We start from the raw sequence: 26,845 nt of genomic DNA on the forward strand, positions 1-26,845 counted from the left end.
ACGCAAAGAAATCTCACAGGATTGGTCATGCAACGCAACATGCTGAAGTCGAAGATCCACCGCGTCGCCGTCACGCACTGCGAATTGCACTACGAAGGCTCGTGCGCGATCGACGAAGATTTGCTGGAAGCGGCGAACATCGTCGAAAACGAGCGGATCGACATCTGGAACATCAACAACGGCGAGCGTTTCTCGACCTACGCGATCAAGGGCGAACGCGGCAGCGGCATGATTTCGCTGAACGGCTCGGCTGCGCGGCGCGCGCAGCTGGGCGATCTGGTGATCATCGCGGCGTTCGCGGTGGTGGACGAAGCGGAACTGAAGGCCGGCTGGAAGCCGGACCTGGTATTCGTGGACGACAACAACAAGATCAAGGGCAGCCGCGATCACGTGCCGACGCAAAATTGGACGTGAGCGCCCTGTGGTGGCCTTGAGCGTTCGTTACGCTCACCGCGCGGAGGTCCCCGTTGGGTATGCCACGGCGCGGGGGCGTCAGACGCAAAACTGGACCTGAGCACCTCGTAGTCCGCTGACGCGCGCCCCGCGAAGAAGCCCTGCGGACTTGCAACGTGGGCTGCATCATCCAGCGGGCGGCACACCGCCTGCCCTGCCGCCTCAACCCTTCTTGCCGGTCCCGTTAGTCCATTCGACGATCGGCTGCCACTGCTCCAGATCCTTCTCCACCCGGCTTTTCGCGACGTCCCACAAGGTCAGGCCGTGAGCCGCCAGTTGCACGTAATTCTGCGTATCGCGCAAAAAGCCCAGCACCGGCAGTTTCAAACCCTCGACAAAGCGATGCAGTTGCTCCGCCGAGCGCGTGCGCGCATCGACGCGCATGCCGACCACGCCGATTTCGATCGCGCCCTTCCTGACCGCCTTCTCCTTGGCCAGCCGCTCGAGGAATTCCTGGGTGGCGAGAATATCGAATATGGACGGCTGGAGCGGCACGATCACCTTGTCGGCCAGATCCAGCGCGATGCCCAGACGATTGCCGTGCAGCCCGGCCGGGGTATCGATGACGGCGTGCTCCAGCCCTTTGGGCGGTTTGGCCGGCGAATCCTGATTGATTTCCCAGGTTTCGATGGGCGGCAGCGTGTCGGGCCGCAACGACAACCACGCGTGCGCGGAATGCTGCTTGTCCAGGTCCGCCAGCGCGACCCATTCGCCGGCCGCGGCGAAATAGCCGGCCAGATTGGTCGACAGCGTGCTTTTACCCACGCCGCCCTTCGGATTCGCCACCACGATCACCGTCATGAATTCTCCCGGAAAGAAGGCTGGACGCCGCCAGCCGGTTTGCCGCGTAGTTGCTCTGACATGCGCAAGTGTGCCCGGTTTGTGCCGGACTCGTGCCGGGTTCAGACCCACCTGTCGATCCAGCCGTTGATAATATCGACAAATGCACTTTGGCCGAAGCCCCCAAACGGGTAATTGGCCGCCGTACCCGCTGATTTTTCCATCGAGGAACCGAATTTCATGAGCAAACTCCGCCCGGAATACACCGTCGAACACCTCCATGACCGCCAGAAAGGCTCGCTGCCCGACTTGCTGGGCGTGCGTGTGCTGTCGTTGGAAGAAGGCGTCCTGACCGCGGAATTGACCGTGCGCAAGGAATTGCTCGCGCCGAACGGCTTTTTGCATGCCGCCACCGTAATCGGCCTCGCCGACACCGCCTGTGGCTACGCGTGCCTCGCGCATCTGCCGGAGACAGCGCGTAATTTCACGACCGTCGAGCTAAAAAGCAATTTTCTCGGTACGGCGACGGAGGGGACGCTTCGGGCGGTCGCCAAGGGCGTGCATCTCGGGCGCAGCACGCAGGTGTGGGACGCCACAGTCACCGATCCGAACGGCAAGACAATGGCGCTGTTTCGTTGCACGCAGATCGTGTTGTATTGATTGGGCGAGAGAGGCGGCCGGGAACGGAATCGATGTCAGAACTTCATTCGAACCATAGGGAGCGAAAAACCGACGCCTAGGCCTTGATTGTTCCCCACTGCGATCTAATCAAGACTTCCTGCCAGATCCCGCTTATCCAATCGCGGCAAAAAGCTTCGGCAGATCGAGGTGCTCGGCCAGCGTGTCCGCGAGACGTTCCAGCGACGCCTCCCGCAATGCCGGATAGTCGATTTCCTCGGCATCGCTCAAACCCGCCCACGCGAGCAACGCGGCGCACGCGGCCGGCGTGTCGAACAGACCATGCACGTAAGTCGCGAGAATCTGTCCATCGGCGGAAATCGCGCCGTCGGGATGCGCCGCCCGCGCGTCGCCCAATTGCAGCGCGGGGTGGTCCAGTGCCGGACCGCGCGTCTCGCCCATATGGATCTCGTAGCCGGCCACGTCGGGCGAGCCGGGCAACGCGAGGCGTCCGGTCACATTCTTCAGCGTCTTGTCGCGCGTGAGCACCGTCGAGTAGTCGAGCCAGCCAAGTCCCGCGGACGTACCCGGCGCGCCCTCCACCCCATGCGGATCAGCCACTTCGCGCCCGAGCATCTGCATGCCGCCGCAAATGCCGATCACGCGGCCGCCGTAACGCAAATGCTTTTGCAGCACCGCATCCCAGCCTTGCGCGCGCAGAAACGCCAGATCGCCGGGCACATTCTTCGAGCCCGGCAGGATGATCAGATCGGCCGGTGGCGGCGGTGTGCCGCTTCGTACGTAATGAAAATCGACCTGCGGGTGCGCGCGCAGCGCGTCGAAATCCGTGTGATTGCTGATGTGCGGCAGCACCGGCACGACCACCCGCAGCATGCGGCTCGCGCCGCCGCTGTGCGCCGCGCGCAATTCGGGCGGCAGCATGTCTTCGGCGTCGAGCGTCAGCCCGTGCAGATAGGGAACGACGCCGAGCACCGGCTTGCCGGTCCTGGCTTCGAGCCAGTCCAAACCGGGCTTGAGCAAACTGACGTCGCCGCGAAAGCGGTTGATGATGAAGCCGCGCACCCGCGCCTGCTCGCTCGCCGACAGGCACGCGAGCGTGCCCGTGAGATGAGCGAACACGCCGCCGCGGTCGATGTCGGCCACCAGCACGACCGGACAATCGACAGCCTCCGCGAAACCCATGTTGGCGATGTCGCGATCCCGCAGATTGATCTCGGCCGGACTACCCGCGCCTTCGACAAAAATCGTCTCATACGCCGCCTGCAGACGCGCATACGATTGCAGCACCGCTTCGAACGCGACGGGTTTGTAGTCGTGGTACGCACGCGCGTCGAGATTCATGCGCGCCTTGCCGTGGATGATCACCTGCGCGCCGCGGTCGCTGGTCGGCTTGAGCAGCACCGGGTTCAGATCGGTGTGCGCGGCAATGCCCGCGGCAACAGCCTGCAACGCCTGCGCGCGGCCGATCTCGCCGCCGTCCACGGTCACCGCGCTATTGAGCGCCATGTTCTGCGGCTTGAACGGCGCGACCCGCACCCCGGCGCGGCGCGCAAGCCGACACAGACCGGCAACCAGCGTGCTCTTGCCGGCATCGGACGTGGTGCCCTGAATCATCAGCGTGCCGCGCGGCACGGGTACGGCGTCAGGCGGGGTCGAAGTGGTGGTCACGGAATCTCGGGCTCGGCGGTGAACAGGCAATCAATCAGGCAATCATTCGGACCGTTGCGATAAAGCAAGCCGCAACGCATCCGTCGTACAGCGGCGCAACGCATGGAACGCGGCATTATCCCATCGCGCCGGCCCACGCTGCACGCCGGTACAATCACGCGATGACTCCCCGCGACCTCACCTTCGTACTCGGCGGCGCCCGTTCGGGCAAGAGCGTGCACGCCGAACAGCTTGCCACCGACAGCGCCCTGCCCGTCACCTACATCGCCACTGCACGCGTAGCGCACGACGTCGAGTTCAGCGCACGCATCGCGCACCATCGCGAGCGGCGTCCGGTGCATTGGCAACTGTTCGAAGCGGACGTCGATCTCGCCGGCGCCGTGACGCAAACCGACGCGCCCGGCCACTGCATCCTGATCGATTGCCTGACGCTGTGGCTTGCCAATCTGCTCTGTCCGCCCGAAGGCGATGCTCTCCCGCTCGATCGATATCACGCGCATGTCGCCGCGCTAGAAACGGCGCTCGTCAACACGCAAGGGAAGGTCATCGTGGTCAGCAACGAAATCGGCTTGGGCGTGGTGCCGCTCGGCGCGGCCACGCGTCTTTACGTCGACGAACTCGGGCGGCTCAACCAGCGCATCGCCGCGTTGAGCACCCAGGCCACGATGATGGTCGCCGGTTTGCCGCTCGCGCTGAAAACCGCGAGCCACGCATAATGCTGTCGCTCCCGCTTCTCGTGACACTGACCACCGCGGGTGTCGTCGTCGACCGCTGGTTCGGCGAGCCGCGCACGGCTCATCCGCTGGTGGGCTTCGGCAAATGGGCGATGCGTCTGGAAAAGCGCTACAACACCGGCCGGCGCTTGCGGCTCAAAGGACTGCTGGCGTGGTCGCTGGCAGTGATGCCGCCGGTGCTGATCGCGTGGTGTCTGGTCGCCGTGCTGCCGTTTTTCGCGGCCTGCGTGGTGCATGTCCTGTTGCTGTGGTTCGCGCTCGGCGCGCGCAGTCTGCACGAGCACATTGCGCCGATCGCGCAGGCACTGGCGCAGCGCGATCTCGCCCAGGCACGCTTGCTGACCGCGCGCATCGTCTCGCGCGAAACCGCGGATGCCGACGAAGGCGCGTTATCGCGCGCTGCCGTCGAATCCGCGCTCGAAAACGGCAACGACGCGATCTTCGGCGCGCTGTTCTGGTTCGCCATCGCGGGCGGTCCGGGCGCGCTCGGGTTTCGTCTCGCCAACACGCTCGATGCCATGTGGGGTTATCGCACGCCGCGCTATTTGCGCTACGGCTGGGCCGCCGCGCGTATCGACGACGTGCTCAACTGGATTCCCGCGCGTCTGACCGCCGCCAGCTATGCGCTGCTCGGCGACACGCGCACCGCGTGGCGCTGCTGGCGCGAGCAGGCGCCGCGCTGGGACAGCCCGAACGCCGGTCCGGTAATGGCCTCCGGCGCAGGGAGTCTGAACGTGCTGATCGGCGGCCCGGCGGTCTATCACGGCGCGCTCGAACACCGGCCGACACTCGGTTTCGGGCATTCCGCCAAAGCCAGCCACGTGAGCGCCGCGTTGATGCTGGTCGAGCGCACGGTCATTTTGTGGCTGGCGGTGCTGATCGTGCTCGCGCTGTTGAGCGTGCCCTTTCATGGTTGATTCAGTGAGCGGCCGCGTGGACGAAACCTGCCCAGCAACCGGCGTGGTCATGCACGGCGGCAATCTGCATGAAGCAGCGAGGCGCTATGACATTCCGCACGCGCAATGGCTCGATCTGTCGACGGGTATCAATCCGCACGGCTATCCGGTCCCGCCCATTCCCGCCGATGCCTGGCGCCGCCTGCCCGACGATGGCGACGATTTCGCCGCCTGCGCCGCGCGCTACTACGGCGCGCCCGATGCGGCGCATGTGCTGTCCCTGGCAGGCAGCCAGGCGGCGATTCGCGCGCTACCTGCGCTGCTGCCGCGCGCACGGGTCGGCATCGCGCCGCTGACGTATAGCGAATACGCGCCTGCATTCGAACGCAGCGGTCATGAAGTGATGCCGCTCGATGTCGCCTGCGAAACGTTGCCCGACGCGCTCACGCATGTGGTCGTCGTGAATCCGAATAATCCGACCGCCGCGCATCTGAGCGCGGCCACGCTGCTGCACTGGCACGCGCAGTTGAGCGCGCGCGGCGGCACGCTGCTGGTCGACGAAGCCTTTGCCGATACGATGCCGTCGGCGTCGCTCGCGGCGAGCACGCATCGCGAAGGCTTGCTCGTGTTGCGCTCGCCCGGGAAATTCTTCGGCCTTGCCGGCGCGCGCTCGGGGTTCGCGCTCGGCGCGCCTGCGTTGCTCCAGCGTTTGCGCGGCACGCTCGGCGCGTGGACCGTCAGTGGGCCGGCCCGTCACGCCGTCAAAGCCGCCTTCGCCGATGAAGCCTGGCAACGGCACATGCGCATTCGGCTCGATGCCGAAAGCGCGCGACTGGTCGACGTGCTGCATGCGCAAGGCTTCGACACACGCAGCACGCCGCTCTTCGCCTGGACCGACGACCCACGCGCCGCCGCTCTGCATGAAGCGCTTGCACGACGCGGCGTGTGGACACGGCTGTTCACTTCGTCGGGCAGCGTTCGATTCGGCTTGCCTGCGAACGAGGCCGAGTGGACTCGCTTCGAAGAGAGCTTGCACGAAGCCGCACGAGAGATCGCTGCTACGCGAGCGGGCTGATTCAAAGACAACGAAACCCTCACCCGACAATCACGACGCGCCCCGCAGCCTCGCCCGATGAACCGACTCGCCCGCTTCTCCATCGCCACCGCGCTCTTCATCAACGCGCTGCACGCGCACGCCGCCATCTCCGTTAACGACGACACCGGCGCAACTGTCACCCTGTCCGCTCCCGCACAACGCGTGATCAGCCTCGCGCCGCACGTCACCGAACTGCTTTACGCCGCGGGCGGCAGCGCAAGGATGGTCGGCGCCGTGTCGTACAGCGACTATCCGCCCGAGGCGAAACAGTTGCCGCGCGTCGGCGATAACAAGGCACTCGACCTTGAGCGCATTGTCGCGCTCAAGCCCGATCTGATCGTGGTGTGGCGCCATGGCAATGCGCAGCGTCAGCTCGATCGCCTGCGCGAGTTGCACATTCCGTTGTTCTTCAGCGAGCCGCGTCATCTCGACGACGTAGCCGTGTCGCTGACGAAGCTCGGCCAACTGCTCGGCACGTCATCCACAGCGGATGTGGCGGCGCGCGCGTATCGTCAGGACATCGCGAAACTGCGCAGCCAGTATGCGAGCCGGCCGCCGGTCAGCGTGTTCTATCAGGTATGGGATCAACCGTTGATGACGCTCAACGGCGACCATATGGTCAGCGACGTGATCGCGCTGTGCGGCGGCCGCAACGTGTTCGCCGGACTCGAGCCGCTGGTGCCGACCGTCTCGACCGAAGCGGTGCTCGCGGCGAATCCGGAAGCGATCTTCACAGCAGCGCCGGGCGCGACCAGACCGGATACCACCTTGCCGCAACTCAGCACATGGCGCGCATGGCCGGGCCTGACCGCGGTGGCGAACAACAATCTCTTTGCCATCGACGGCGATCTGATCAACCGCCCGGCGCCACGTATCGCGCAGGGCGCAAAGCAAATGTGCGAGGACCTCGAAGCAGCGCGTTCACGCAGGAAGTCAAACACGCAGTGATGCGAAGGCGATGACCCTCGGCGCCCTCACGCATTCCACCGCACCAACGACCACTGCTGCGTTCCATCGTTCCTGCGCAACCAGACGATCCCGGTCATATCCAGCGACCATCGCAGACAGCGCTCCAGCGGCACGTCCAGCACGATCGACGCAATCGCCCGCATCACGCCCGCATGCGTGACCACATAGGCCGGCGACAACTCACGCGTGAGCGCGAATGCATCGAGCCATGCACGCACCCGCGCGACGAACTGCGCCACGCTTTCGCCGCCATGCGCGCGCGCGTGTTCGAAGTTGGCCGCCCAGTCGTCGAGCAATTCGCGATCGATGGCGTCCCAGCGTTGCGCTTCCCAGTCGCCAAAGTTCATTTCCATCAGACGGTCGTCGTGGCTGATCACACAGCCGAAGTCGTTCGCCAACTCGGCGGCAAGCGCCGAGCAGCGCTTCAGCGGACTCGACATCAGCACACGTGGCGCGGGCACCTGCAACGTCGCGAGCTTCAAGGCGAGCGCGGTCGACGACACCTCGGCGTCCTCGGCGAGCGCCACATCGCTGTGGCCGTAACACACGCCCGCCTCGAGCGCGACCGCGGGATGGCGAATCAGGACGATATCCATGCGAGCCCCACCAGGTAGATGCTCAATTCAAAAACTTGCTGCGCAAAGCCGAGGCAGTCGCCGGTATAACCGCCGATGCGTCTGACGAAGTAACGGCCCACTGCCACGCGAAGCACGAGCAGAACCGCGACCACGGAGCCCGCGAAGCGCCAGTCCGGGGCGCCGGGCCCATTCGGCCACAGCAGCCACGGCAAGCCGGATAGCGCGGCGCAGATGAACGCACCGGCGCTCAGGCGCTGCGCCACCGGTTTGGCCTTGCCTTCGGCGCGCACGTAATCGAGCGTGGCCAGGTAGCTGATCGCACAGGTCCGGCTTGCCGCATGCGCTGCAATCATCAGACCAGCGGCGCGCATCGGCGGCAACGCGGCGAGCGTTTGCCACTTCAATGCAAGCGCCATGACGAGCGCGATGGCGCCGAAAGCGCCGATGCGCGAGTCATGCATGATTCGCAATACATCTTCGCGCGTATAGGCGCCACCGAACGCATCGATGCAATCAGCGAGACCGTCTTCGTGGAACGCGCCGGTCACGAGCAGCGACGCGGCCATCGACAACAGCACCGCCACGCCCGCAGGAAACACACGCAGCGCGACAAGATAGACCAGCGCGCTCAATCCGCCGACCAATACGCCGACGAGGGGAAAATAACGCGCCGCCGCGTTCAGATAATGCGGCTCATAGCCGACCCAGCGCGGCACGGGCACGCGCGTGAAATAGCCGAGCGCCGTGAAGAAATAGCGCAGTTCCGCGAGCGGATTCATGAGTGTGCCGGGCGTGCGTTTCGGTGTGAAGGATCAAGCGGATCAGGCATCGCGATCCGCGACGCCGGCCGATTCGAAGCTCGCCATTTCGTTGATGAAGGCCGATGCCGCGCGCAACAGCGGCACCGCGAGCGCCGCGCCGGTGCCTTCGCCAAGGCGCATGTCTAGCGACAGCAACGGCAGCGCGCCGAAATGATCGAGCATGCGCCGATGGCCTGCTTCGTTCGACGCATGCGCGAACACGCAGTACTCGCGCATGCTCGGCGCGAAGGCATCGGCGATCAGCAAGGCCGAGGTCGCGATGAAGCCATCGACCAGAATCGTCATGCGTGCCTCGGCGGCCGCGAGATACGCGCCCGCCATCATCGCGATCTCGAAGCCGCCGAAGGTGGCGAGCGCGTCGAGCGGATCGGTGGACACGGGGTGATGCGCGAGCGCCGAGGCCAGTACGTTGCGCTTCCTCGCGAGTCCCGCGTTGTCGAGACCCGTGCCGCGGCCGACGCATTCGTCGATCGGCACGCCGCACAAGCGGCTCATCAGACACGCGGCTGCCGAGGTGTTCGCAATCCCCATCTCGCCGAAGCCGATCACATTGGTGCCGAGCGCCGCGTGATGCCGCACGCGCGCCGCGCCCGCGTGCATCGCGGCGAGTGCCTGGTCGCGGGTCATGGCCGGTTCACGCGCGAAGTTACGCGTGCCGGCCGCGACCGGAATGTCGACCAGACCTGCGGTGGATGGCAACGGCGTCGCGATGCCGGCGTTGACGACTTCGAGCTCGATGCCCGACACGCGGCTCAACGCGTTGATCGCCGCGCCGCCCGCGAGGAAGTTGGCGACCATCTGCGCGGTCACCGCCTGCGGATAAGGGCTCACGCCCTCCTCGGCGACGCCGTGGTCGCCGGCGAACACGATCATCGCCGGGCGCGTTACGGTGGGATGTGGGGTGCGCTGAATCAGGCCCATCTGACGCGCGAGCGTTTCGAGCCGGCCGAGACTGCCGGGCGGCTTCGTCTTGGTATCGATGATGTGCTGCAGCTCGTCACACAGCGTTTGATCGAGCGGTTCGACTTCGGGCAATCCGGGCAAGCGTGGCAATGAAGTCATGAGCGTATCTGCAAGAGAATGTTTGAATGAAGCGATCAGACTGCCGGTATGTCATGACCGGCAGTCGATTCGTGACGCGCGCGCGGCGCGGGAATCAGCGCCTCATGCTCGCCGTCGCGAATCAGAACCAACGGGTAGCCGAATGCACGGCTCGCCAGCGTGGGGGTCAACACGTCGTGCACCGGCCCGGCATACGCGCCGCCCGCGCCGTCGAGCAGCAGCGCATGCGTGGCGAAGCGGCGCGCGAGGTTCAGGTCGTGGCACGAAAACATCACTGTACGCCGAGGCTCGCGCGTCCACGCGGTCAACGCCTCGAGGCAGTCGATCTGATGATGCAGATCGAGATGCGACAACGGTTCGTCGAGCAGCAATAACGGCGCGTCCTGGCACAGCACCGCCGCCAGCGCCACGCGTTGCCGCTCGCCGCCTGACAGCGACAGCACATCACGCGCGGCGAATGCGGCGAGGCCCAACAGATCCAGCGCCGCGTGCGCCGCCTCGCGATCGGCCTCGCGCTCCCAGCCCCAGCCGGTGAGATGCGGGAAGCGGTTCAGCATGACGATATCGAGCACGCTTGTGCTGAATGCGTCGGGCGCGCTTTGCGGCATCAGCGCGCGGCGCTGCGCGAGCGACAGCGGCGGCCAGTCGGCGAGGCGCACACCATCGAGTTCGACATGTCCCGCCGACGGCTGCAATAGACCCGCGAGCGTCGAGAGCAGCGTCGTCTTGCCCGCGCCGTTCGGACCTGCGATGCACCAGATTTCGCCGGCGTAGAAAGTATGCGTGAAGGCGTCGAGCAAAGTGCGCGTGCCCATGCGCAAGGTCAAACGTTGCGCGCTGAGTGCGGATTCATGAGAGACCTGATGGGTTTGCATCATCGGCGCCTGCGTAACAGCATCCACAGAAACACCGGCACGCCGATGATCGATGTAATCACACCGACCGGCAACTGCGCCGGCGCGATCACGGTGCGCGCGATCAGGTCCGCGCCCATCACCGCGACACCGCCGCTAAGCGCGGCGGCCGGCAGCAGCATGCGCTGATCGTTGCCGAACGCGAGCCGCAGCATGTGCGGCACGACCAGTCCGACAAAGCCGATGGTGCCCGCCGTCGTCACCGCAGCGGCCGCGGCCAGCGATGCCACCAGATACACCCGCAAGCGCAGCGGCATCACCGCGACGCCCAACGCCTGCGCGGCGGCGTCGCCACGCAGCAGCACATTCAGACGCGGCGCAGCCGGCACGATCGCAACCAGCACGATGACGAGGGCGGCGAGCGCCGTCCATGGCATTGCGCCGCCGTTGAGATCGCCGGTCAGCCAGAACAGCATGCCGCGCAAGCGGTTGTCGGGCGCGAGGTTGAGCAGCAAGGTGATGAGCGCGCCCCAGCCCGCCGCGATCACCGCGCCGGTCAGCAGCAAACGCGGCGACGTGTCCTGCGGTTCGCCGCGCCACAACTCGCGGCGCGCGAGGCCGAGCACCAGCAGGATCGACATGAACGCACCGGCGAACGCGCTCGCGTCGACGATCCACCATGCGCTGCCGGCGATCATCGCGACCAGCGCGAAGGTCGCCGCGCCGCCCGACACGCCCAACACGTAGGGTTCGGCCAGCGGATTGCGCAACAGCACCTGCAGCAACGCGCCGGCCAGGGCAAGCAACGCGCCGCAGGCGAAACCCGCCACCGCGCGCGGCAAACGCAGCGTGCGGACGATCTCGACGGCCAAGTCAGGCGTACCGGCAGACGGCGCATGCGGCGGCATCAGCGCCGCCAGCACGCGCATCGGCGCGAGCGACACGCTGCCCAGCGCAAGCGACGCCATCAGCACCGCCAGCGCGATTCCCGCGAGCGCGAGCCAGATCGCGGCCGCGCGCCTGGCGTTCATCACGCGCAGTGTTGCGGGCATCGAACTCGAGTGTCGGCTCATGGGTCGGCTCATCCGCGCGAACTCAACGAGGCGACTCGCTCACTGCTGCTGCCACCCAACCGTGAGATACGCACCGCGCCGCGGCGAGTTATACGAGTAGGCCGTTTCATAGTCCTTGTCCAACAGGTTCTGGATTTGCGCGGCCACGTACCATGCTTTCGTGATGTTGTAGCGCGCCGACAGATTCACCACGCCATAGCCGCCCAGTTTGCCGCTGCTGTCATTGCTCGGGCCGCTCACGATCCACTCGCCGCCGACGCGCCACCCGGCGATGCTGCGGTTCACCGTCAGCGCGCCGAAGCGCCGCGCACGCCGCACGAGGTCGGTATCGTTGTCGAGGTCGACGGGATTTTGCAGCGTCACCGACGCGCGCACGTCCGTCTTGCCGACATGGCCGCTCCACGATCCCTCGAGCCCCTGCACCTTCGCATGACCGACGTTCTCGGCCAGATAGATGCCGGGCGTCACCTGCTCGTAGTCGATCAGATTCGAATAGCGCGTCTGGAATGCGCTCAAGCGCATCACGCCGAGCGCATTCGATGCGTACTGCAGCGCGGCTTCGAGCGAATGGCTGCGCTCCGGCTGGATCGACGGATTGCCGCTGAACGGATAGTACAGATCGTCGAAGCTCGGCGCGCGAAACGAATCCGAATAGCTTGCGGTCACCTTCCAATGACCGGTGATGTCGAAGCCATAGCCGAGATAGTAACTGTTCGCTCCGCCGAAATCGGAATACTGGTCGCGCCGCACGTTGGCCTGAATCTGGTTGCGCCCAAAGCGTCCTGTATAGCCGACGAAGCCCGAATCCACATGCCGGTCCGGCGGCGCGAACGTGTCGGAGTCGAGGCTCTGGTCGAGATGCTCATAGCCGACCTGCAGCTTCTGCTGCGCGGCCAGCGCGAAATCGTTTTGCCACGTGTACTGGCGATTGTCGGTATCGAAGCGGCCGTTGTACACGCCGTTCGTGTTCGACACGCTGCGGTCGTCGCCTTCCGCGACGATCAAGTGCGTCGTCCACCAGTCGGTCAGCTTGCCGTTCGCGAACACCGAGACCTGGCGCACTTTGCTATACAGGTTGTTCAGATCGGTTGGTACGCCGTACGCATTGTCGTAGCTGTCGTTGCCGTTCGACTGAAAGTAGCTGGCGCCGGCGTCCCATTTGTCGTTGAACTTGTGGCGCAGCGAAGCCGAGATGCTCTCGTTCAGATAGCCGTTCGCATTCGGATTGGCGTTGGGCGCCTCCTGCGGATTGAGTGAAGAGAAGCCGTCGTCCTTCGATCGCGCGAGCGAAATGCTGAAGGTCGTGTTGCCGTCTTTATCCAATGCGCCGTTCACGCCCGCCTGCTGCGTTTGCGTGTGATAGCTGCCGTAGCCCAGCGAAAAATTGAAACGCGGCGGGTGGTCGCCGCCCTCTTTCGTGAACACCTGCACCACGCCGCCGATCGCGCCCGAGCCGTACAACGCCGACACGTTGCCGTTCACCACCTCGACGTGATCGGTCTGGTCGAGCGGAATCTGCGCGAGTTGCGGCGCGCCCAGGCTCACCGAATCGACCCGCACGCCGTCGATCAGCAGCAGCGACTGCGTCGACGACGCGCCGCGCAAGTAGAGGCTAGTCGTCGAACCAGGGCCACCTGTGCGCGAGATTTGCGCGCCCGGCGCGAGTTGCAGGAGGCCGGGCAGATCGGTCGCGGTGGTGTCGGCGATATCCTGCTGATCGAACAGCGACGTCTGCGGGATCGTGTCGGCGAGTGCTTGCGGCCCGCGCTCCGCGGTCACCACCACGGGCGACAGCACCGCCGAAGACGGCTCGGCAGCCGATGAATCCGCCGGCACGGACGAAGCAGATGACGAAGGCGCGCCTTGCGCATGCACGACGATCGGCAAGCCCGCGAAGGCGAGCAGCGCCGCGCGGGCGAGGGGGGACTGCATGGGATGAAAGTCCTGTGGATAGCGTGCGCGGCCCGCTTCCCCGCAGGCCGATGCGTAACGAGGCGCCCGCGTATTTAACATTGTCGCGCGTGACGTGCCTCTCCCTCTGGCCGGTATCCGGGCTGGCGACACATCGATTCCGCCTTCCCACGCGTGACGCGCAGTGGCACACTCGCGAGTTGAACTTCCAACACGCGGTCAGGATCGACTTGCATGACGAATGCGGTCGCTTACCGTTGCGGGGGCAGCGCAGGTTGGCGCGTTCAGGCGAACGGCGCGCCCTGCTTCCCGTTTAACTGCGCGCGCCGTTGAGAAGCGCACGCGGGCACCAGAGTGCGGGCAGTTTATGAGCGGACTCGGGGTCCGTCAAGAATGGTGGCGACGCAGGCCATCCGTTCTGTTAAGTGCAGGCTATTGTCCGACGCATGAGTACTTTTTCATCATAAGGTCGATAAAAGCCTGCACAAAGCGATGTTGTTACGTCTCGAAACGAGACAATTGTCGGAACCTGCGACATTCCGCGCTAAAATGCGATGTCTTTAGAGGACGCAGCAGATGCTCACCGAACTCGAAACACTTTCACAGAATATCGGCAAGCTGATCGCGATCAGCCAACGCCACAATGAAGCGCGACTCGCGCTCGAAGAGCAGCTCGCCCAATCGCGCGCCGACGTCGAAGCTACGCGCACGGAACTTGCACTGCTGCGCGAGGAACGAAACGCGTTGCAGGCCGAACGCGACGCGCTGTCCGCGAAGATCGACGACGCTCAGGTGCGCCTGAATGCGATCCTCGAAAAGCTGCCGCGTGCCCGTGCGCACAGCGAGCCGGACAACCAGCTCGATCTGCTCGAGCCCGCTCAGCACGAAGCCGAAGCCGCGAGCGACGTGACCCGCCACGGAGAAAATGCATGACCACCAAGCAGATCGAAGTATCGATTCTCGGCGTGCCCTATCGCCTTGCCTGCTCGCCGGAAACGGAAGCCGCGCTGCTCGAAACGGTCGCACGCGTCGACGCCGAAATGTCGAAGATCCGCAATAGCAGCAACGTGCGCGGCACGGATCGCATTGCTGTCATGGCTGCGCTCTCGCTGGCATCGGAACTGCTTAAGCTGCAATCGAGCGTGAGGCACGGAGAAGCATTTCCCGCTGAGGAAATCCGGCGTACAATGCATCAAATGAACGAACAACTAGGTACTGTGATTGAGCAGTACAGCATGCAGTAAGTATCGTGTGTGTGTTATCGTGCAGCCGGTCCTGAGATCGGCGGCGGATTCAAACGAAGTGCGTGAGCACAAGGCGTGCAAGATTCAGCAAACGTTTGAGTTCAATCGGTAGTTCGTCATTCAGCTTCATCGGTTTAGCTTCCCTGCCTGGTTCGCCAAGGTCATATATTCCTTGAACCAATGCCATGTGCACGGTTGCGGAAATTTGTAGCACGGGTGTGCGCGTCACTCTGTCTGATGTACCCGAAGTGTTGCTAACTGCGACCAATTCTGAACCCCCGGTTCAGGATGCCGGCCTAGCGGCTAAGGCGGGGACCTTATTTAGAACGGCATCGGACTTCGGTTCGGTGCCGTTTTTCTTTGGGCGCTGTTTTTTGTACGCCGATTTCTTCCGCATCTTCAACCTCTTAACGTTCAATTCGATTCATGCGCTACTGGCTAATGAAGTCCGAACCGGACGAAGCAAGCATCGACCATCTCGCCACCGCCCCGCGACGCACGTTGCCGTGGACCGGCGTGCGCAACTATCAGGCGCGCAATTTCATGCGCGACATGATGCAGGTCGGCGACGGTGTGCTGTTCTATCACTCGAGCTGTCCTGAGCCCGGCATCGCGGGTATCGCCGAAGTATCGTCCACCGCGTATCCGGATCCCACGCAGTTCGACAAGAAGAGTCCTTATTACGACGCGAAGTCGTCGCAGGAAACGCCGCGCTGGGTGCTGGTCGACGTGGTGTTCAAGAAGAAGATCCCTCTGATTCCGCTCGCCGCGCTGCGCGAACACGACGAACTCAAGGACATGCGCGTGCTCGCCAAAGGCAACCGACTGTCCATCACCCCGGTGACCGAAGCCGAATGGCGCTTCATCACCAGGCGGCTCGCTTGAGGTCGAGTCGTTGATGATGCGCGACGCGTATTCATGCACATGCAAACGTTAAAGCAACGTCGAAACAGGGAACCAAGCTCAGGTTACAAGCGCCTAACGGACTCGCAAACGCCGTGCCATTGCGCGGCGTTCGCTCCAATCGTGCACAAACTGTTCAAGCAAGGAGTCCAACAATGACGAAAAACACCGCACGTGCACTCGCTTTCGCTCTCGCATGCGCCGCGCCCGCCGCGCTCGCACTGACGCCGGCCATGGCGCGCGCGCAAAGTGCCGGGCAGTATCAGCCAGCCGGCGTGCTCTCGCTGAACGCACAGGCCAGCGCTGAAGTGCCGCAGGACGTGGTCGACATCACGCTGTTCTACGAGCAGGAAGCGAGCGATCCGTCGGCGCTCACGTCAACGCTGAACCAGCGCGCCGATTCGGCGCTGCAAAAGGCCAAAGGTGTGAGCGGCGTGACCGCACGTACGGGCTCGTTCTCGATCTATCCGTCCACCGACCGTGACGGGCGCATTTCCGCATGGCGCGGCCGCACGGAGATCGTGCTCGAATCGCACGACTTCGCTGCGGCGTCGAAGCTCGCGGGCCAAATGGCATCGATCATGCAAGTCGGCAATGTGCAATTCTCCCTGTCGCCTGAAGCGCAGCGCGCGGCTGAGCAGAAGCTCACCGGCGAAGCGATCAGGTCGTTTCGCGAGCAGGCCGCTTCGTCCGCGCAGGCGTTCGGCTACAGCGGTTATTCGATTCGTGAGGTCAACGTCGGCCACAACGGCGTGATGCCGCGTCCGGTGATGATGATGAGCGCGCGCGCCATGGGCGGCGATGCGAAGGCCTCGGCGCCGGTGCCGATCGAAGGCGGCACGTCGACCGTGACCGTCAATGTGTCAGGCTCGGTGCAGATGAAATAACGCGTTCTTCGCTAGAAGCACTGCTTTGAGCAGTTAGGGATAAAGCCACGGCACGCCGTGGCTTTATCCATTTGGCCACTCGCTACGATAACGCGTAGCGATCAGCTCGCGCTGACCGCCTGCGCCGGTTCACGGCGTGCGCGGCGATAAGACCACACCAGCATGGCGATACCGGCGAGGATCATCGGCAGCGACAGCCATTGGCCCATGGAAAGGCCCATGGCGAGCAGACCGAGGAAGTCGTCCGGTTCACGTGCGAATTCGACCGTGAAGCGCGCGAGGCCGTAGCCGATCAGAAACACGGCGGAAATCGCGCCCATCGGCTTCGGTTTGCGCGAGAAGAAGAACAGCACGAAGAACAGCGCGACGCCTTCCAGCGCGATTTCATACAGTTCCGAAGGATGGCGCGGCAACATGTGATATTGCGCGAACACTTCGTTCAGATGCCATTGCGCGGCCAGTTGCGGATGCGCGGCGAGCCACGTGGCGTCGTCGGGCGCGGCGCCCGGAAACAGCATGGCCCACGGCGCCGCCGGATCGGTCACGCGGCCCCACAACTCGCCGTTGATGAAGTTGCCGAGGCGCCCCGCCGCGAGGCCGGTGGGCACCATCGGCGCGACGAAGTCGGTGACCTGCAGCCACGAGCGTTTGCGCTGATACGCGAACAGCACCATGGCCAGCGTCACGCCGAGGAAGCCGCCGTGAAACGACATGCCGCCTTCCCACACCTTGAAGATGTCGAGCGGATGCGCGAAATAAAAGCTCGCCTTGTAGAACAGCACGTAGCCGAGCCGGCCGCCGAGGATCGTGCCCAGCACGCCGTAAAACAGCATGTCGTCGATATCCTTGGCGGTCCAGCCTTGCGCGGCGACGTACGGCAAACGCAGCCGCAGCCGCCCGACGACGATCGCCGCGATGAACGCGACGAGGTACATCAGTCCATACCAGCGCACTGCGAGCGGCCCCAGATGAATGGCAACGGGATCGAAATTGGGGTGAATGAGCATCGTGTTGTTATGGGCAGTTCAGGTTCAGAAGCAGGATTTATCCAGGTGGGCGGCGCTGCACCGCACCTTGCGGTGCATGCATTGGACGGTCCAGCCGGCAATGCGTTCGCGAGAGCGCCGCTAAACGCGCGGCGCAGCGGAATGTTGCGCCTCGACGGTCGCGGCGTGCGCCCGCACGATGTCGATGAAACCCGCCAGCACGGGGCTCACCTCCGCCGTCCGCCAGACCAGGCCCGTCTCGATCGCGGGCACCGACTCGGACAGCGGCCGGTACACCACGCCAGTGCGGCGAAGATTACGCAACGATTGCGGCACCAGTGCGACACCCATGCCGGCTGAGACAAGGCTTACGATTGTCTGCATCTGGATCGCTTCCTGGCCGACCCGGGGCGCGAGGCCCGCCACGCCGTAGCAATCCATAATGATGTCATAAAAGCCTGGCGCCAGACGTCTTGGGAAGACCACGAGCGGTGCGTCGGCCACGTCGCGCAGGCTGATCGGCGTGTCCCGCCACTCGGCGCGCGGGTCGGCATCGTCGCCGCTGGCGCTGGCCACGCGCGCCGCCATGTCCGTCGACATGGCGATCACCAGCGGCTCGCGCGCGATCGGCAGCCACGAGAGCTGGGTGGCGTGGCGCGATGGCAGCGGCGCGATCACCAGACCCGCGTCGATGCGCCCGGCCACCAGTTCGTCCACCTGCACGTCGCTGGTGGCTTCGGTCAATTCCAGCCGCACACGCGGATGACGCGCGCCGAAATCGCGCAGCAGCAGCGGCAGCAGGCCGTAGTCCGCCGTGGAGACGAACGCCAGCGACAACACACCCGCCTCGCCGCGCGCGAGGCTCTGCGCGAGCGGCCGCAGCCCCTCGGCGCTCGCGAGCAGGCGCTGCACTTCGGGCAGCAGATCGGCGCCCACCGACGTGAGTTCGACCGAACGCTTGGTGCGCGCGAACAGCTCCACGCCGAGCGTCTCCTCGAGCGCCCGGATGGCTTGCGACAAAGGCGGCTGCGTCATCGAAAGACGCGCGGCCGCCCGCCCAAAGTGCTTTTCGTCGGCGACGGTGACGAAATAGCGCAACTGGCGCAGATCAGGAATGGCAGGCAACATGATTGATACATTTCACGACCTAATGAAGCCAGAATAATATATTGGACGCGCGCATTGCGAAACTGCATCGTTGCGCGACACGCCGGACTACACTGGACGGATGCCGCCGGCAGCCCACGCCGGCGAGGCAAGAACCCGCAGCGCGGACCAAAACAGAACAGCTTGGAGCTCCCCATGGCATACAACCGTCGTTCGAAGAACATCACGCAGGGCGTGGCGCGTTCGCCGAATCGCTCGATGTACTACGCGCTCGGCTACGAGAAGGCCGACTTCGACAAGCCGATGATCGGCATCGCCAACGGCCACTCGACCATCACGCCGTGCAACGCCGGCTTGCAGCGTCTGGCCGACGCGGCCGTCGCCGCGATCAAGGGCGCCGACGCGAATCCGCAGATCTTCGGCACGCCGACCATCTCGGACGGCATGTCGATGGGCACCGAAGGCATGAAGTACTCGCTGGTGTCGCGCGAAGTGATCTCCGACTGCATCGAGACGTGCGTGCAAGGCCAGTGGATGGACGGCGTGGTGGTGATCGGCGGCTGCGACAAGAACATGCCGGGCGGCATGATCGGCATGCTGCGCACCAACGTGCCGAGCATCTACGTGTACGGCGGCACGATCCGTCCGGGCAACTGGAAGGGCACCGACCTGACCATCGTGTCGTCGTTCGAAGCGGTAGGCGAATTCACCGCGGGCCGGATGTCGCAGGAAGATTTCGACGGGATCGAACAGAACGCATGCCCGTCCACGGGTTCGTGCGGCGGCATGTACACCGCCAACACCATGAGCTCGTCGTTCGAGGCGCTGGGTCTATCGCTGCTGTATTCGTCGACGATGGCCAATCCGGATCAGGAAAAGGTCGACTCGGCGGCCGAATCGGCGCGCGTGCTGGTCGAAGCGGTCAAGAAGGATCTGAAGCCACGCGACATCGTCACGAGGGAGGCGATCGAAAACGCCGTAGCCGTGATCATGGCCACCGGCGGCTCGACCAATGCCGTGCTGCACTTCCTCGCCATCGCGCACGCGGCCGAAGTGGAATGGAGCATCGAGGACTTCGAGCGCATGCGCAAGAAGGTGCCGGTGATCTGCAACCTGAAACCGTCGGGCCAGTTCGTGGCGACCGATCTGCACAAGGCGGGCGGCATTCCGCAGGTCATGAAGATCCTGCTCGACGCGGGCATGCTGCATGGCGATTGCATCACGATCACCGGCAAGACCATCGCCGAAGAGCTGAAGGACGTGCCGAGCAAGCCGCGCGCCGATCAGCAGGTGATTTTCCCGATCGACAAGGCGCTCTACAAGGAAGGCCACCTCGCGATCCTGAAGGGCAATCTGGCCGTCGACGGCGCGGTCGCCAAGATCACCGGCCTGAAGAACCCGGTCATCACCGGCCCGGCGCGCGTGTTCGACGACGAGCAAAGCGCGCTGGAGGCGATTCTGGCCGACAAGATCGTGGCCGGCGACGTCGTGGTGTTGCGCTATCTCGGCCCGAAGGGCGGGCCCGGCATGCCGGAAATGCTCGCGCCGACCTCGGCGATCATCGGTAAGGGTCTCGGCGAAAGCGTCGGCCTGATCACCGACGGCCGCTTCTCGGGCGGCACGTGGGGCATGGTGGTCGGTCACGTCGCGCCGGAAGCCTTCGTGGGCGGCACGATCGCGTTCGTGCAGGAAGGCGACTCGATCACGATCGACGCGCACAAGCTGCTGCTGCAACTGAACATCGACGACGCCGAACTGGCGCGCCGCCGCGCCGCATGGCAGCAGCCGAAGCCGCGCTACACGCGTGGCGTGCTGGCGAAGTACTTCGCACTGGCGCTGCCTGCCAACAAGGGCGCGGTGACGGGCTAAGCACGGGCCCGCGATGGACGGATGCGCAAGGCCGCGTCGGCGGCCCGCGACCGCGCGTAAAGCTACGTAAAAGCGAAAGGGGCGCACGGGAAACCGTGCGCCCCTTTCCTTTTATAATGCTGGCACCACGAGTCGGGCATCCGCACCGACGGAGACCAGAATGAAATCAAAGTCGCACACAGCGCTTGCAGCCGCTGTGCTGGGCGCTGCGTTGAGTGCCGGCAGTCCGGCGGCGCATGCCGAGACCGCGGGTCTCGCGCTGGCCCAGCAGCAGAATTGCATGAGTTGCCACTCGGTCACGCGTTCCTTCATGGGACCGGCGCTGCATGATGTCGCGGCGAAATACGCCGGCCGCGAAGACGCCACTACTTATCTGAAGCACAAGATTCTGGATGGCAGTACGGGCGTGTGGGGTCCGGTGCCGATGCCCGCAAATACGCAACTCACGCCCGAGCAGGCGGCCACGCTGGCGAGCTGGGTGCTGACGCTCAAATAAGCTGTGCGGACAAGGAGCGCTGCGCGCGAGCGACGCTCCCAGCGAACCCAGTCCCTGGTAGATGGTTAAACCACGGCGACACACAGCCGGCGGTGCCGCTCAGCGCGCCCGCGCTTCACCTCACACGATCAGGCGCTGCCCGAGGCCCGCCGCGCGATCTCCTCCGCCACTGCTTCCCGCACCCAGCTAGTCATTTCGCCTTCCAGCGTCAGCGCCACTTCGCGCGTGATCTGGTCGACGAGCCAGCCCGTGTGCGCCTGCAAGGTCTCGCGGCAGCGTTCCTCGATAACACTACGGCCGTCGCCCGCCAGGAAGCCGGCGATCCGTCTGCGCAGACGTTCGGCGATGACATCGGCATCCAGATCCAGGGGCGGCTCGCCGGCGCCTTCGCGCGCGATATCCGGCGGCACGGTCGAGCCTGCCTCGAGCGGCGTAATCGGCTCGGCCCGATCGAACACGCCCGCTGACGGCGCGAATGCGTCGTCATGCGCATGCCGCGCGTCCGCCGCGTGGTGCGCCCGCGAGCGCTTTTTCGGATGATGATGATGGTCCGCCGGATGCCCCGGCTGCGGTGCATGCGCGGCGTCTTGCGGGTCATGCGGCGGTTGAGATGTGAAGGCAGGTTCCTGCACATGCAACGGATCCGCCGCGAGCACAGGCTCCGCCGACCTCATCTGCTCTGGCGTCAGCACCGGTTGCGGCGCCAGCATGGGCTCCGCCTTGAAACTGGGTTCGCGCGGGCCGTCCAGCTCGGCTGCACCGCCCGACGCTTGCCGCGCCTGCACAGGATGGCCCTGCACGAGAACCTCGCGCAGCACCGGGATCGAATCGTCATTGGGATCGGACACGTGCGCTCTCCGTGTTTAGGTCGAAGCTGAAGCAGCCCGCGTGCGCGCCGGATGCCTGACACCAGACACGGGCGACACGGACGGAACGGGACCTAGCTGCCTTGCTTGTAGTTGTTCAAAGCATAGCCGCGATCGCGATAAAAGCGATAGCGTTCACGGCCCGCCGCGAGTTCCTCGTGTGCGTTACCGACCACTTCCAGCAATCTTTCGAAGCGCGCGAATTGCGCCGGCACCGTGGCGCCCAGATTGAGCAGCACCTGATGATGCGGCACATCGTCGAGGCTGGAAGCCAGCACGATCGGCGTTTGCGCGGCGAGCGGCGTGCCCGCCATGCAGTGCGGCACGAAGTCGAGCGGCGCGAAGGTCCACAACTGTTCGTCGAAAGCCTTCAGGCGCGCCGGCTCGGCCAGCACGATGGTCGGCTGGCCCGCCTGATACGCCTTGCGGATCAGGCGGCACGCATACAGCAGCGAATCGCCGACGTTCGAGTGGAAGTCGATTCTCGTCATCGGCGGCTCCGCTTTGCGTCTGCAGCCGGGCCCGCAACTTTACTGCATCGCGTCATTGCGTGGCGCGACCGTCCGCGGCCCGGTCGATCAGGAATTGCGCGAGCAACGGCACCGGACGGCCGGTGGCGCCCTTCGCCGCACCGCTCTTCCATGCCGTACCCGCGATGTCCAGGTGCGCCCACGGATACGCTTCGGTGAAACGCGACAGGAAGCACGCCGCCGTCACGCTACCCGCCGGACGCCCGCCGATGTTGGCCACGTCGGCGAAGTTCGACTTGAGCTGGTCCTGATACTCGTCGTCGAGCGGCATGCGCCAGGCCGGGTCGGACGCTTCACGCGATGCGTCGAGCAACTCGCCCGCCAGCGCGTCGTCTTTCGAGAACAGGCCGCTGTTGTGGTGGCCGAGCGCGATGATGCAGGCGCCCGTGAGCGTGGCGATGTCGATCACCGCTGCCGGCTTGAAACGCTCGGCGTAGGTCAGCGCGTCGCACAGGATCAGACGGCCTTCGGCGTCCGTGTTGAGCACTTCGATCGTCAGGCCCTTCATGCTGGTGACGATGTCGCCCGGCTTGGTGGCCGTGGCCGAAGGCATGTTCTCCACGGCCGGGATGATGCCCACCACGTTGATTTTCAAGCCCATTTCGGCGACGGCGCGCAATGTGCCCAGCACCGAACCGGCGCCGCACATGTCGTACTTCATCTCGTCCATGCCTTCGCCCGGCTTCAGCGAGATGCCGCCGGTGTCGAACGTGACGCCCTTGCCGACCAGCACCACGGGCGCGGCTTTCGCGGCGCCGCCCTGGTACTGCAGCACGATGAACTGCGCCGGTTCGACCGAGCCGGCCGTGACCGACAGGAACGAGCCCATCTTGAGCGCTTCGCATTGCTTCTCGCCCAGCACTTCGACCTTCAGCTTCCAGTCTTTGGCGAGCTTCTTGGCGGTGCTGGCGAGGTGGGTCGGCGTGCAGACATTGCTCGGCAGATTGCCGAGGTCGCGCGTCAGGTCCATGCCGTTGGCGAGCGCGGCGCCCTGCTTCGCGGCCAGCTTGGCGACCTTCTCGTCGCCGGTGTTGACGCTGAAGACGATGCGCTTCAACGCACGCGCCGAATTGTCCGGCTTACTCTTCATCTGCGTGAACTTGTAGGTCAGTTCGCGCAGCGCGAGGATCGCGGCGCGCACGCCCCAATCGGCCGAGCGCTCGAGGATCGGCAGCTGCGCCAGCGTGAAGGTGACCTGGACGATCTTGGTGGCGAGCAACGCGCGCCAGGCGGCCCGAACGGCTTCGCCGTAGGCCTTCTGGTTGAAAGCGTCCTGCTTGCCGAGGCCGACCAGCAGCACGCGGGAGGCGCCGATGCCCGACACCTCGTGCAGGAACAGCGTGGTGCCGGCCTTGCCGTCCATGTCGCCGGCCTTGATGATGCGGGTCAGCAGGCCCTTGGTGGCCGCGTCGATCTCGAGAGCCGCGCCCGAGAGGGTTTGCGACTCGAACACACCGATTACGATGCAATCGGATTTCCCAGTCAGGAAACCGTTTGACGAGCCTTTGGTCCAATCACAGGCTTTTATGCTAAAGTCCATCGCGCTTGTCCTCGGATAAAATCTGGGCTTAGGATGAAAGCCGCAATTATCCGCTATTTTTCCCGCGGCGGCTGCACCGGAGGTGTGACGGGAAGCAACCCGTGCGCCACTGAGAGCGCCCCCTCTCATCACCAATAATGATTTTCGAACGCTCCCTCCAGCGCGAACTCGCGTATACGGCTGGTGCCGTGTTCATGGTTCTCCTCACGCTCGTGCTGACGACGATGATGATCCGCATCGTCGGCTTCGCAGCCTCGGGCGAGATCGACCCGCGCGACGTGCTGGTCCTGATCGGCCTGACCGTGATCGGCTACCTGGCGATCATGCTCGTCGCGACCCTGTTCGTGTCGATCCTGTTCGTCCTGACCCGTTGGTACAAAGACTCCGAGATGGTCGTGTGGCTGTCCTCGGGTGTCAGTCTGACCCAGTTCATCAAGCCGATCGGCATTTTTGCCACGCCGATCATCATCCTCATCATGTTCTTCGTGTTCGTCGGCTGGCCGTGGTCGAACCAGCAGAGCAAGCTGATCCGCGCGCGCTTCCAGCAGCGCGACGAGGTCTCGCTGCTGGCTCCGGGCCAGTTCCGCGAGTCGGCCACCAGCCACCGCGTGTTCTTCATCGAGAAGATGTCGCCCGACCAGGCGCGCGTCGAAAACGTGTTCGTGACCAGCACGGAGAACGGCAAGGTCAACGTGGTCGTGTCGAAAACCGGCCATACGGAAACGCGTAAGAACGGCGATCGCTTCGTCGTGCTGGAAAACGGCCGCCGTTATGACGGCCAGCCGGGCCAGCCCGATTTCCGCATCATGGAGTTCGAACGTTACGGCGTGAAAATCCAGAGCCAGCCGGTGATCAACACGCCCACTACGACCGGCACGCCGACGCTCACGCTGTTGCGCAATCCGACCAACGACAACCTCGCCGAATTTGCCTGGCGCGCCGGGCTGCCGCTCATTGCGCTGAACCTGATGCTGCTCGCCATTCCGCTTGCGCATCAGAACCCGCGCCGCAGCCGCACTATCAATCTCGTGATGGCGGTGCTCATCTATCTGACGTATTCGAATTTGCTGAACGTGGTGCAGTCGTGGATCGAGCAGGGCAAGATGTCGTTCCCGGTCGGGCTGGTGGGCCTGCACGTGATCGTCGCGGCGATCGTCGCGTTTATTTTCTGGCTGCGCGTGCGCAACCGGCCGCTCTTCACGCGGGCGATGTTCAGCCGTTCGCAGGGAGCCTGACCGATGCGCATCTATGAAAGGTATTTCGCGCGTCAGGTCTACCTCACGTTCATCTTCATTCTGTTCGCGTTTTCAGGTCTGTTCTTTTTCTTCGACCTGATCAATGAACTGAACTCGGTCGGGCACGGCAATTACAAGTTCCAATACGCCGTGTTGCGGGTCGCGCTGCAGACGCCGTCGCGTTTCTACGAAATCATTCCGGTCGCGGCGTTGATCAGCTCGATCTATGTTTTCGCGCAGATGGCGGCGAATTCCGAGTACACGATTTTCCGTGTGTCCGGGCTTGCTACGAATCAGGCTTTGCGTTCGTTGTTGAAGATCGGCATTCCGTTGGTGTTGCTGACGTATTTGATCGGCGAAGTGGTTGGTCCTTACACGGATCAGTTGTCGGAGCGAGTGCGGCTCGAGGCGCTGGGGTCTTCGGTGTCGAGTAATTTCGAGTCGGGCGTGTGGGTGAAAGATACGTTGACGGCGCGCGCGGACGGCGAGCAGGTGACACGCTTCGTCAACGTCGGCGAATTGAAGCCCGATGCGACGATCAGCAATGTGCGCATCTACGAATTCGATTCGAAGTTCCGGCTTTCGAATGTGCGGACCGCCAAGAGCGGGATCTATCAGCCGCCGGGCCATTGGCAGTTGACTGGCGTGACCGATACGCAATTGATCGATGTGCCCCCTCCTGCGGGCACGCCCGCCGATGCGCTGAATCCGGTGTATCGCGCGAAGGAAGTGGCTGTTCCGGAGTATTCGTTGCGTTCGGAGTTGACGCCGCAGATTCTGTCGGTGCTGCTGGTGTCGCCGGATCGGATGTCGATGTTCAATCTGTTTCGGTATATCCAGCATTTGACCGAGAATCATCAGGATACGCAGCGGTATGAAATTGCGTTATGGCGCAAGCTGCTGTATCCGTTTGCGGTGTTCGTGATGCTGGTGTTGTCGTTGCCGTTTGCGTATTTGCATACGCGAGCGGGTGTCGTCGGGATGAAGGTTTTCGGCGGGATCATGCTGGGGATGAGTTTTCAGTTGTTCAATACGCTGTTCTCGCATATCGGGACGTTGAATACCTGGCCCGCGCCTTTGACTGCGGCCACGCCTGGATTGGTTTATCTCGTGCTCGGGTTGGTTGGGTTGAAGTGGGTTGATCGGCATTAGGAGCGGTTTTCATGGCTATGCACGGCATCGTTCTGTTTGGGCATGGCGCCAGGGATGTGCGGTGGCGGGAGCCTTTTGAGCGGTTAGCTGTTAAGTTGCGGAGCGCTTCTTCTGGAGTTGGGCCCGTGGCGTTGGCGTTTCTTGAGTTGATGGAGCCGGATTTGGCTACGGCGGTTTCTGAGCTTGTTGCTCAGGGGTGTGGTGTGGTTACCGTTGTGCCGGTGTTTTTTGGGCAAGGGGGGCATGTGAGGAAAGACTTGCCTCTGGTGATCGAGCAATGCCAGGCGTTGCATCCCTCTGTTCTGATTAAGTGCGCCGTTGCTGTGGGGGAGGATGAGGCGGTTTTGGACGCTGTCGCTCAGTATTGCCTGCGGCAGGTTTGATTTGCTTTTTGGGTTGGGCTTCTATGGTGTTGGGCTTTTCTTGTTTTGTTAGTGGTTTCTTGATTTGTTAGTGGTCTATTAGCGTTGCCCCTGTGCGGGGCGGCACTTACTTC

The 26,845-nt window shown here is 64.1% G+C and carries 28 protein-coding genes, 1 other RNA gene and 1 riboswitch; of the genes, 16 read left to right on the forward strand and 13 right to left on the reverse strand.

Going from position 1 to position 26,845, the window contains the following annotated elements; translation table 11 throughout:
- Positions 1 to 27: 27 nt before the first annotated feature.
- Positions 28 to 414: an aspartate 1-decarboxylase gene (gene panD, locus RI103_RS14985; protein ID WP_012432059.1), complete on the forward strand. Its 387-nt coding sequence runs from the start codon at positions 28 to 30 to the stop codon at positions 412 to 414.
- Positions 415 to 615: 201 nt separating this feature from the next.
- On the opposite strand, the gene RI103_RS14990 is transcribed toward panD, so the two are convergent.
- Positions 616 to 1,254, reverse strand: a complete 639-nt coding sequence (locus RI103_RS14990) for a ParA family protein (RefSeq protein WP_310812728.1) — start codon at positions 1,252 to 1,254, stop codon at positions 616 to 618.
- A 219-nt stretch (positions 1,255 to 1,473) separates the two neighbouring features.
- On the opposite strand from RI103_RS14990, the gene RI103_RS14995 reads away from it, so the two are divergent.
- Positions 1,474 to 1,893, forward strand: a complete 420-nt coding sequence (locus RI103_RS14995; protein ID WP_310812729.1) for a PaaI family thioesterase — start codon at positions 1,474 to 1,476, stop codon at positions 1,891 to 1,893.
- A gap of 132 nt (positions 1,894 to 2,025) precedes the next feature.
- Here RI103_RS14995 and RI103_RS15000 read toward each other — a convergent pair whose 3' ends face one another.
- Complete coding sequence (locus RI103_RS15000; protein ID WP_310815245.1) at positions 2,026 to 3,486, reverse strand: cobyric acid synthase; 1,461 nt, start codon at positions 3,484 to 3,486, stop codon at positions 2,026 to 2,028.
- A gap of 215 nt (positions 3,487 to 3,701) precedes the next feature.
- Between RI103_RS15000 and cobU the strand changes: the two genes are divergently transcribed.
- The 4 genes from cobU to RI103_RS15020 are packed head-to-tail and all read left to right on the forward strand — an operon-like array spanning position 3,702 to position 7,214.
- Positions 3,702 to 4,256, forward strand: coding sequence for a bifunctional adenosylcobinamide kinase/adenosylcobinamide-phosphate guanylyltransferase (gene cobU, locus RI103_RS15005; protein ID WP_310812730.1), 555 nt, complete (start codon positions 3,702 to 3,704; stop codon positions 4,254 to 4,256).
- A complete protein-coding gene (gene cbiB, locus RI103_RS15010) occupies positions 4,256 to 5,191 on the forward strand; it encodes an adenosylcobinamide-phosphate synthase CbiB (RefSeq protein WP_310812731.1) in 936 nt (311 codons plus the stop codon). The genes cobU and cbiB overlap by 1 nt, the downstream gene beginning before the upstream one ends.
- On the forward strand, positions 5,184 to 6,245 hold the full coding sequence (cobD, locus tag RI103_RS15015; protein ID WP_310812732.1) for a threonine-phosphate decarboxylase CobD: 1,062 nt from the start codon (positions 5,184 to 5,186) through the stop codon (positions 6,243 to 6,245). Before cbiB ends, cobD begins: the two co-directional genes overlap by 8 nt.
- 57 nt (positions 6,246 to 6,302) lie before the next feature.
- Entirely contained in the window at positions 6,303 to 7,214 is a 912-nt protein-coding gene (locus RI103_RS15020; RefSeq protein WP_310812733.1) for a cobalamin-binding protein, read from the forward strand.
- A gap of 26 nt (positions 7,215 to 7,240) precedes the next feature.
- On the opposite strand, the gene cobC is transcribed toward RI103_RS15020, so the two are convergent.
- The 6 genes from cobC to RI103_RS15050 are packed head-to-tail and all read right to left on the reverse strand — an operon-like array spanning position 7,241 to position 13,555.
- Complete coding sequence (cobC, locus tag RI103_RS15025) at positions 7,241 to 7,831, reverse strand: alpha-ribazole phosphatase (RefSeq protein WP_310812734.1); 591 nt, start codon at positions 7,829 to 7,831, stop codon at positions 7,241 to 7,243.
- Positions 7,816 to 8,592, reverse strand: coding sequence for an adenosylcobinamide-GDP ribazoletransferase (locus RI103_RS15030; RefSeq protein WP_310812735.1), 777 nt, complete (start codon positions 8,590 to 8,592; stop codon positions 7,816 to 7,818). Before RI103_RS15030 ends, cobC begins: the two co-directional genes overlap by 16 nt.
- A 42-nt stretch (positions 8,593 to 8,634) precedes the next feature.
- On the reverse strand, positions 8,635 to 9,696 hold the full coding sequence (gene cobT, locus RI103_RS15035; protein WP_310812736.1) for a nicotinate-nucleotide--dimethylbenzimidazole phosphoribosyltransferase: 1,062 nt from the start codon (positions 9,694 to 9,696) through the stop codon (positions 8,635 to 8,637).
- Positions 9,697 to 9,731: 35 nt separating this feature from the next.
- Entirely contained in the window at positions 9,732 to 10,571 is an 840-nt protein-coding gene (locus RI103_RS15040) for an ABC transporter ATP-binding protein (protein ID WP_409076986.1), read from the reverse strand.
- A complete protein-coding gene (locus tag RI103_RS15045) occupies positions 10,571 to 11,623 on the reverse strand; it encodes an iron ABC transporter permease (RefSeq protein WP_310812738.1) in 1,053 nt (350 codons plus the stop codon). The genes RI103_RS15040 and RI103_RS15045 overlap by 1 nt, the downstream gene beginning before the upstream one ends.
- A 39-nt stretch (positions 11,624 to 11,662) precedes the next feature.
- On the reverse strand, positions 11,663 to 13,555 hold the full coding sequence (locus tag RI103_RS15050; protein WP_310812739.1) for a TonB-dependent receptor domain-containing protein: 1,893 nt from the start codon (positions 13,553 to 13,555) through the stop codon (positions 11,663 to 11,665).
- A 90-nt stretch (positions 13,556 to 13,645) separates the two neighbouring features.
- Positions 13,646 to 13,903: riboswitch (cobalamin riboswitch) on the reverse strand.
- A 207-nt stretch (positions 13,904 to 14,110) separates the two neighbouring features.
- Between RI103_RS15050 and RI103_RS15055 the strand changes: the two genes are divergently transcribed.
- The 5 genes from RI103_RS15055 (at position 14,111) to RI103_RS15075 (ending at position 16,568) form a co-directional block, all read left to right on the forward strand.
- Positions 14,111 to 14,467 (forward strand): ATPase, encoded by a 357-nt coding sequence (locus RI103_RS15055; RefSeq protein WP_310812740.1) that lies wholly within the window; start codon positions 14,111 to 14,113, stop codon positions 14,465 to 14,467.
- Positions 14,464 to 14,778: a cell division protein ZapA gene (locus RI103_RS15060; protein WP_310812741.1), complete on the forward strand. Its 315-nt coding sequence runs from the start codon at positions 14,464 to 14,466 to the stop codon at positions 14,776 to 14,778. Before RI103_RS15055 ends, RI103_RS15060 begins: the two co-directional genes overlap by 4 nt.
- Positions 14,779 to 14,915: 137 nt before the next feature.
- A non-coding RNA gene (ssrS, locus tag RI103_RS15065) (6S RNA) lies at positions 14,916 to 15,097 on the forward strand.
- A gap of 107 nt (positions 15,098 to 15,204) precedes the next feature.
- On the forward strand, positions 15,205 to 15,663 hold the full coding sequence (locus RI103_RS15070) for an EVE domain-containing protein (RefSeq protein ID WP_310812742.1): 459 nt from the start codon (positions 15,205 to 15,207) through the stop codon (positions 15,661 to 15,663).
- Between the two features lie 173 nt (positions 15,664 to 15,836).
- Positions 15,837 to 16,568, forward strand: coding sequence for an SIMPL domain-containing protein (locus RI103_RS15075; protein ID WP_310812743.1), 732 nt, complete (start codon positions 15,837 to 15,839; stop codon positions 16,566 to 16,568).
- 101 nt (positions 16,569 to 16,669) lie between these two features.
- Here the strand turns inward: RI103_RS15075 and lgt are convergent, their stop codons facing one another.
- The gene (lgt, locus tag RI103_RS15080) at positions 16,670 to 17,575 is read right to left on the reverse strand and encodes a prolipoprotein diacylglyceryl transferase (protein ID WP_310812744.1); all 906 of its coding nucleotides are present in this window, start codon (positions 17,573 to 17,575) and stop codon (positions 16,670 to 16,672) included.
- A 120-nt stretch (positions 17,576 to 17,695) separates the two neighbouring features.
- The gene (locus RI103_RS15085; RefSeq protein WP_310812745.1) at positions 17,696 to 18,682 is read right to left on the reverse strand and encodes a LysR family transcriptional regulator; all 987 of its coding nucleotides are present in this window, start codon (positions 18,680 to 18,682) and stop codon (positions 17,696 to 17,698) included.
- A gap of 174 nt (positions 18,683 to 18,856) precedes the next feature.
- On the opposite strand from RI103_RS15085, the gene ilvD reads away from it, so the two are divergent.
- The gene (ilvD, locus tag RI103_RS15090; RefSeq protein ID WP_310812746.1) at positions 18,857 to 20,530 is read left to right on the forward strand and encodes a dihydroxy-acid dehydratase; all 1,674 of its coding nucleotides are present in this window, start codon (positions 18,857 to 18,859) and stop codon (positions 20,528 to 20,530) included.
- A gap of 160 nt (positions 20,531 to 20,690) precedes the next feature.
- Positions 20,691 to 21,026 (forward strand): c-type cytochrome, encoded by a 336-nt coding sequence (locus RI103_RS15095; RefSeq protein WP_310812747.1) that lies wholly within the window; start codon positions 20,691 to 20,693, stop codon positions 21,024 to 21,026.
- 128 nt (positions 21,027 to 21,154) lie between these two features.
- On the opposite strand, the gene RI103_RS15100 is transcribed toward RI103_RS15095, so the two are convergent.
- From RI103_RS15100 to RI103_RS15110, 3 genes are all read right to left on the reverse strand, one after another.
- On the reverse strand, positions 21,155 to 21,874 hold the full coding sequence (locus RI103_RS15100) for a DUF2486 family protein (RefSeq protein WP_310812748.1): 720 nt from the start codon (positions 21,872 to 21,874) through the stop codon (positions 21,155 to 21,157).
- 92 nt (positions 21,875 to 21,966) lie between these two features.
- The gene (locus RI103_RS15105; RefSeq protein WP_012432035.1) at positions 21,967 to 22,383 is read right to left on the reverse strand and encodes a DNA polymerase III subunit chi; all 417 of its coding nucleotides are present in this window, start codon (positions 22,381 to 22,383) and stop codon (positions 21,967 to 21,969) included.
- Between the two features lie 52 nt (positions 22,384 to 22,435).
- On the reverse strand, positions 22,436 to 23,962 hold the full coding sequence (locus RI103_RS15110; RefSeq protein WP_310812749.1) for a leucyl aminopeptidase: 1,527 nt from the start codon (positions 23,960 to 23,962) through the stop codon (positions 22,436 to 22,438).
- 137 nt (positions 23,963 to 24,099) lie between these two features.
- On the opposite strand from RI103_RS15110, the gene lptF reads away from it, so the two are divergent.
- The 3 genes from lptF to RI103_RS15125 are packed head-to-tail and all read left to right on the forward strand — an operon-like array spanning position 24,100 to position 26,732.
- The gene (lptF, locus tag RI103_RS15115) at positions 24,100 to 25,197 is read left to right on the forward strand and encodes an LPS export ABC transporter permease LptF (RefSeq protein WP_310812750.1); all 1,098 of its coding nucleotides are present in this window, start codon (positions 24,100 to 24,102) and stop codon (positions 25,195 to 25,197) included.
- Between the two features lie 3 nt (positions 25,198 to 25,200).
- Positions 25,201 to 26,349 carry an LPS export ABC transporter permease LptG gene (gene lptG, locus RI103_RS15120; protein WP_310812751.1) on the forward strand — a complete coding sequence of 383 codons (1,149 nt, stop codon included), beginning with the start codon at positions 25,201 to 25,203 and terminating at the stop codon, positions 26,347 to 26,349.
- A gap of 11 nt (positions 26,350 to 26,360) precedes the next feature.
- The gene (locus RI103_RS15125) at positions 26,361 to 26,732 is read left to right on the forward strand and encodes a CbiX/SirB N-terminal domain-containing protein (protein ID WP_310812752.1); all 372 of its coding nucleotides are present in this window, start codon (positions 26,361 to 26,363) and stop codon (positions 26,730 to 26,732) included.
- Positions 26,733 to 26,845: the final 113 nt, after the last annotated feature.

The organism is Paraburkholderia sp. FT54 (genome assembly GCF_031585635.1).
In the GTDB taxonomy this organism is placed as follows: domain Bacteria; phylum Pseudomonadota; class Gammaproteobacteria; order Burkholderiales; family Burkholderiaceae; genus Paraburkholderia.

Excerpts from the sequence above, each read along its gene's own strand:
- RI103_RS15045 (WP_310812738.1), bottom strand. The coding sequence starts at position 11,623 with ATGAGCCGACACTCGAGTTCGATGCCCGCAACACTGCGCGTGATGAAC.
- cobD (WP_310812732.1), top strand. The coding sequence starts at position 5,184 with ATGGTTGATTCAGTGAGCGGCCGCGTGGACGAAACCTGCCCAGCAACC.
- RI103_RS15085 (WP_310812745.1), bottom strand. The coding sequence starts at position 18,682 with ATGTTGCCTGCCATTCCTGATCTGCGCCAGTTGCGCTATTTCGTCACC.
- RI103_RS15125 (WP_310812752.1), top strand. The coding sequence starts at position 26,361 with ATGGCTATGCACGGCATCGTTCTGTTTGGGCATGGCGCCAGGGATGTG.
- RI103_RS15070 (WP_310812742.1), top strand. The coding sequence starts at position 15,205 with ATGCGCTACTGGCTAATGAAGTCCGAACCGGACGAAGCAAGCATCGAC.
- lptF (WP_310812750.1), top strand. The coding sequence starts at position 24,100 with ATGATTTTCGAACGCTCCCTCCAGCGCGAACTCGCGTATACGGCTGGT.
- RI103_RS15060 (WP_310812741.1), top strand. The coding sequence starts at position 14,464 with ATGACCACCAAGCAGATCGAAGTATCGATTCTCGGCGTGCCCTATCGC.
- RI103_RS15000 (WP_310815245.1), bottom strand. The coding sequence starts at position 3,486 with ATGATTCAGGGCACCACGTCCGATGCCGGCAAGAGCACGCTGGTTGCC.
- RI103_RS15020 (WP_310812733.1), top strand. The coding sequence starts at position 6,303 with ATGAACCGACTCGCCCGCTTCTCCATCGCCACCGCGCTCTTCATCAAC.
- RI103_RS15040 (WP_409076986.1), bottom strand. The coding sequence starts at position 10,571 with ATGCAAACCCATCAGGTCTCTCATGAATCCGCACTCAGCGCGCAACGT.
- RI103_RS15050 (WP_310812739.1), bottom strand. The coding sequence starts at position 13,555 with ATGCAGTCCCCCCTCGCCCGCGCGGCGCTGCTCGCCTTCGCGGGCTTG.
- RI103_RS14995 (WP_310812729.1), top strand. The coding sequence starts at position 1,474 with ATGAGCAAACTCCGCCCGGAATACACCGTCGAACACCTCCATGACCGC.
- RI103_RS15095 (WP_310812747.1), top strand. The coding sequence starts at position 20,691 with ATGAAATCAAAGTCGCACACAGCGCTTGCAGCCGCTGTGCTGGGCGCT.
- lptG (WP_310812751.1), top strand. The coding sequence starts at position 25,201 with ATGCGCATCTATGAAAGGTATTTCGCGCGTCAGGTCTACCTCACGTTC.
- RI103_RS15105 (WP_012432035.1), bottom strand. The coding sequence starts at position 22,383 with ATGACGAGAATCGACTTCCACTCGAACGTCGGCGATTCGCTGCTGTAT.
- panD (WP_012432059.1), top strand. The coding sequence starts at position 28 with ATGCAACGCAACATGCTGAAGTCGAAGATCCACCGCGTCGCCGTCACG.
- RI103_RS15075 (WP_310812743.1), top strand. The coding sequence starts at position 15,837 with ATGACGAAAAACACCGCACGTGCACTCGCTTTCGCTCTCGCATGCGCC.
- RI103_RS15110 (WP_310812749.1), bottom strand. The coding sequence starts at position 23,962 with ATGGACTTTAGCATAAAAGCCTGTGATTGGACCAAAGGCTCGTCAAAC.
- cobU (WP_310812730.1), top strand. The coding sequence starts at position 3,702 with ATGACTCCCCGCGACCTCACCTTCGTACTCGGCGGCGCCCGTTCGGGC.
- cobT (WP_310812736.1), bottom strand. The coding sequence starts at position 9,696 with ATGACTTCATTGCCACGCTTGCCCGGATTGCCCGAAGTCGAACCGCTC.
- cobC (WP_310812734.1), bottom strand. The coding sequence starts at position 7,831 with ATGGATATCGTCCTGATTCGCCATCCCGCGGTCGCGCTCGAGGCGGGC.
- RI103_RS14990 (WP_310812728.1), bottom strand. The coding sequence starts at position 1,254 with ATGACGGTGATCGTGGTGGCGAATCCGAAGGGCGGCGTGGGTAAAAGC.
- ilvD (WP_310812746.1), top strand. The coding sequence starts at position 18,857 with ATGGCATACAACCGTCGTTCGAAGAACATCACGCAGGGCGTGGCGCGT.
- RI103_RS15030 (WP_310812735.1), bottom strand. The coding sequence starts at position 8,592 with ATGAATCCGCTCGCGGAACTGCGCTATTTCTTCACGGCGCTCGGCTAT.
- lgt (WP_310812744.1), bottom strand. The coding sequence starts at position 17,575 with ATGCTCATTCACCCCAATTTCGATCCCGTTGCCATTCATCTGGGGCCG.
- RI103_RS15055 (WP_310812740.1), top strand. The coding sequence starts at position 14,111 with ATGCTCACCGAACTCGAAACACTTTCACAGAATATCGGCAAGCTGATC.
- cbiB (WP_310812731.1), top strand. The coding sequence starts at position 4,256 with ATGCTGTCGCTCCCGCTTCTCGTGACACTGACCACCGCGGGTGTCGTC.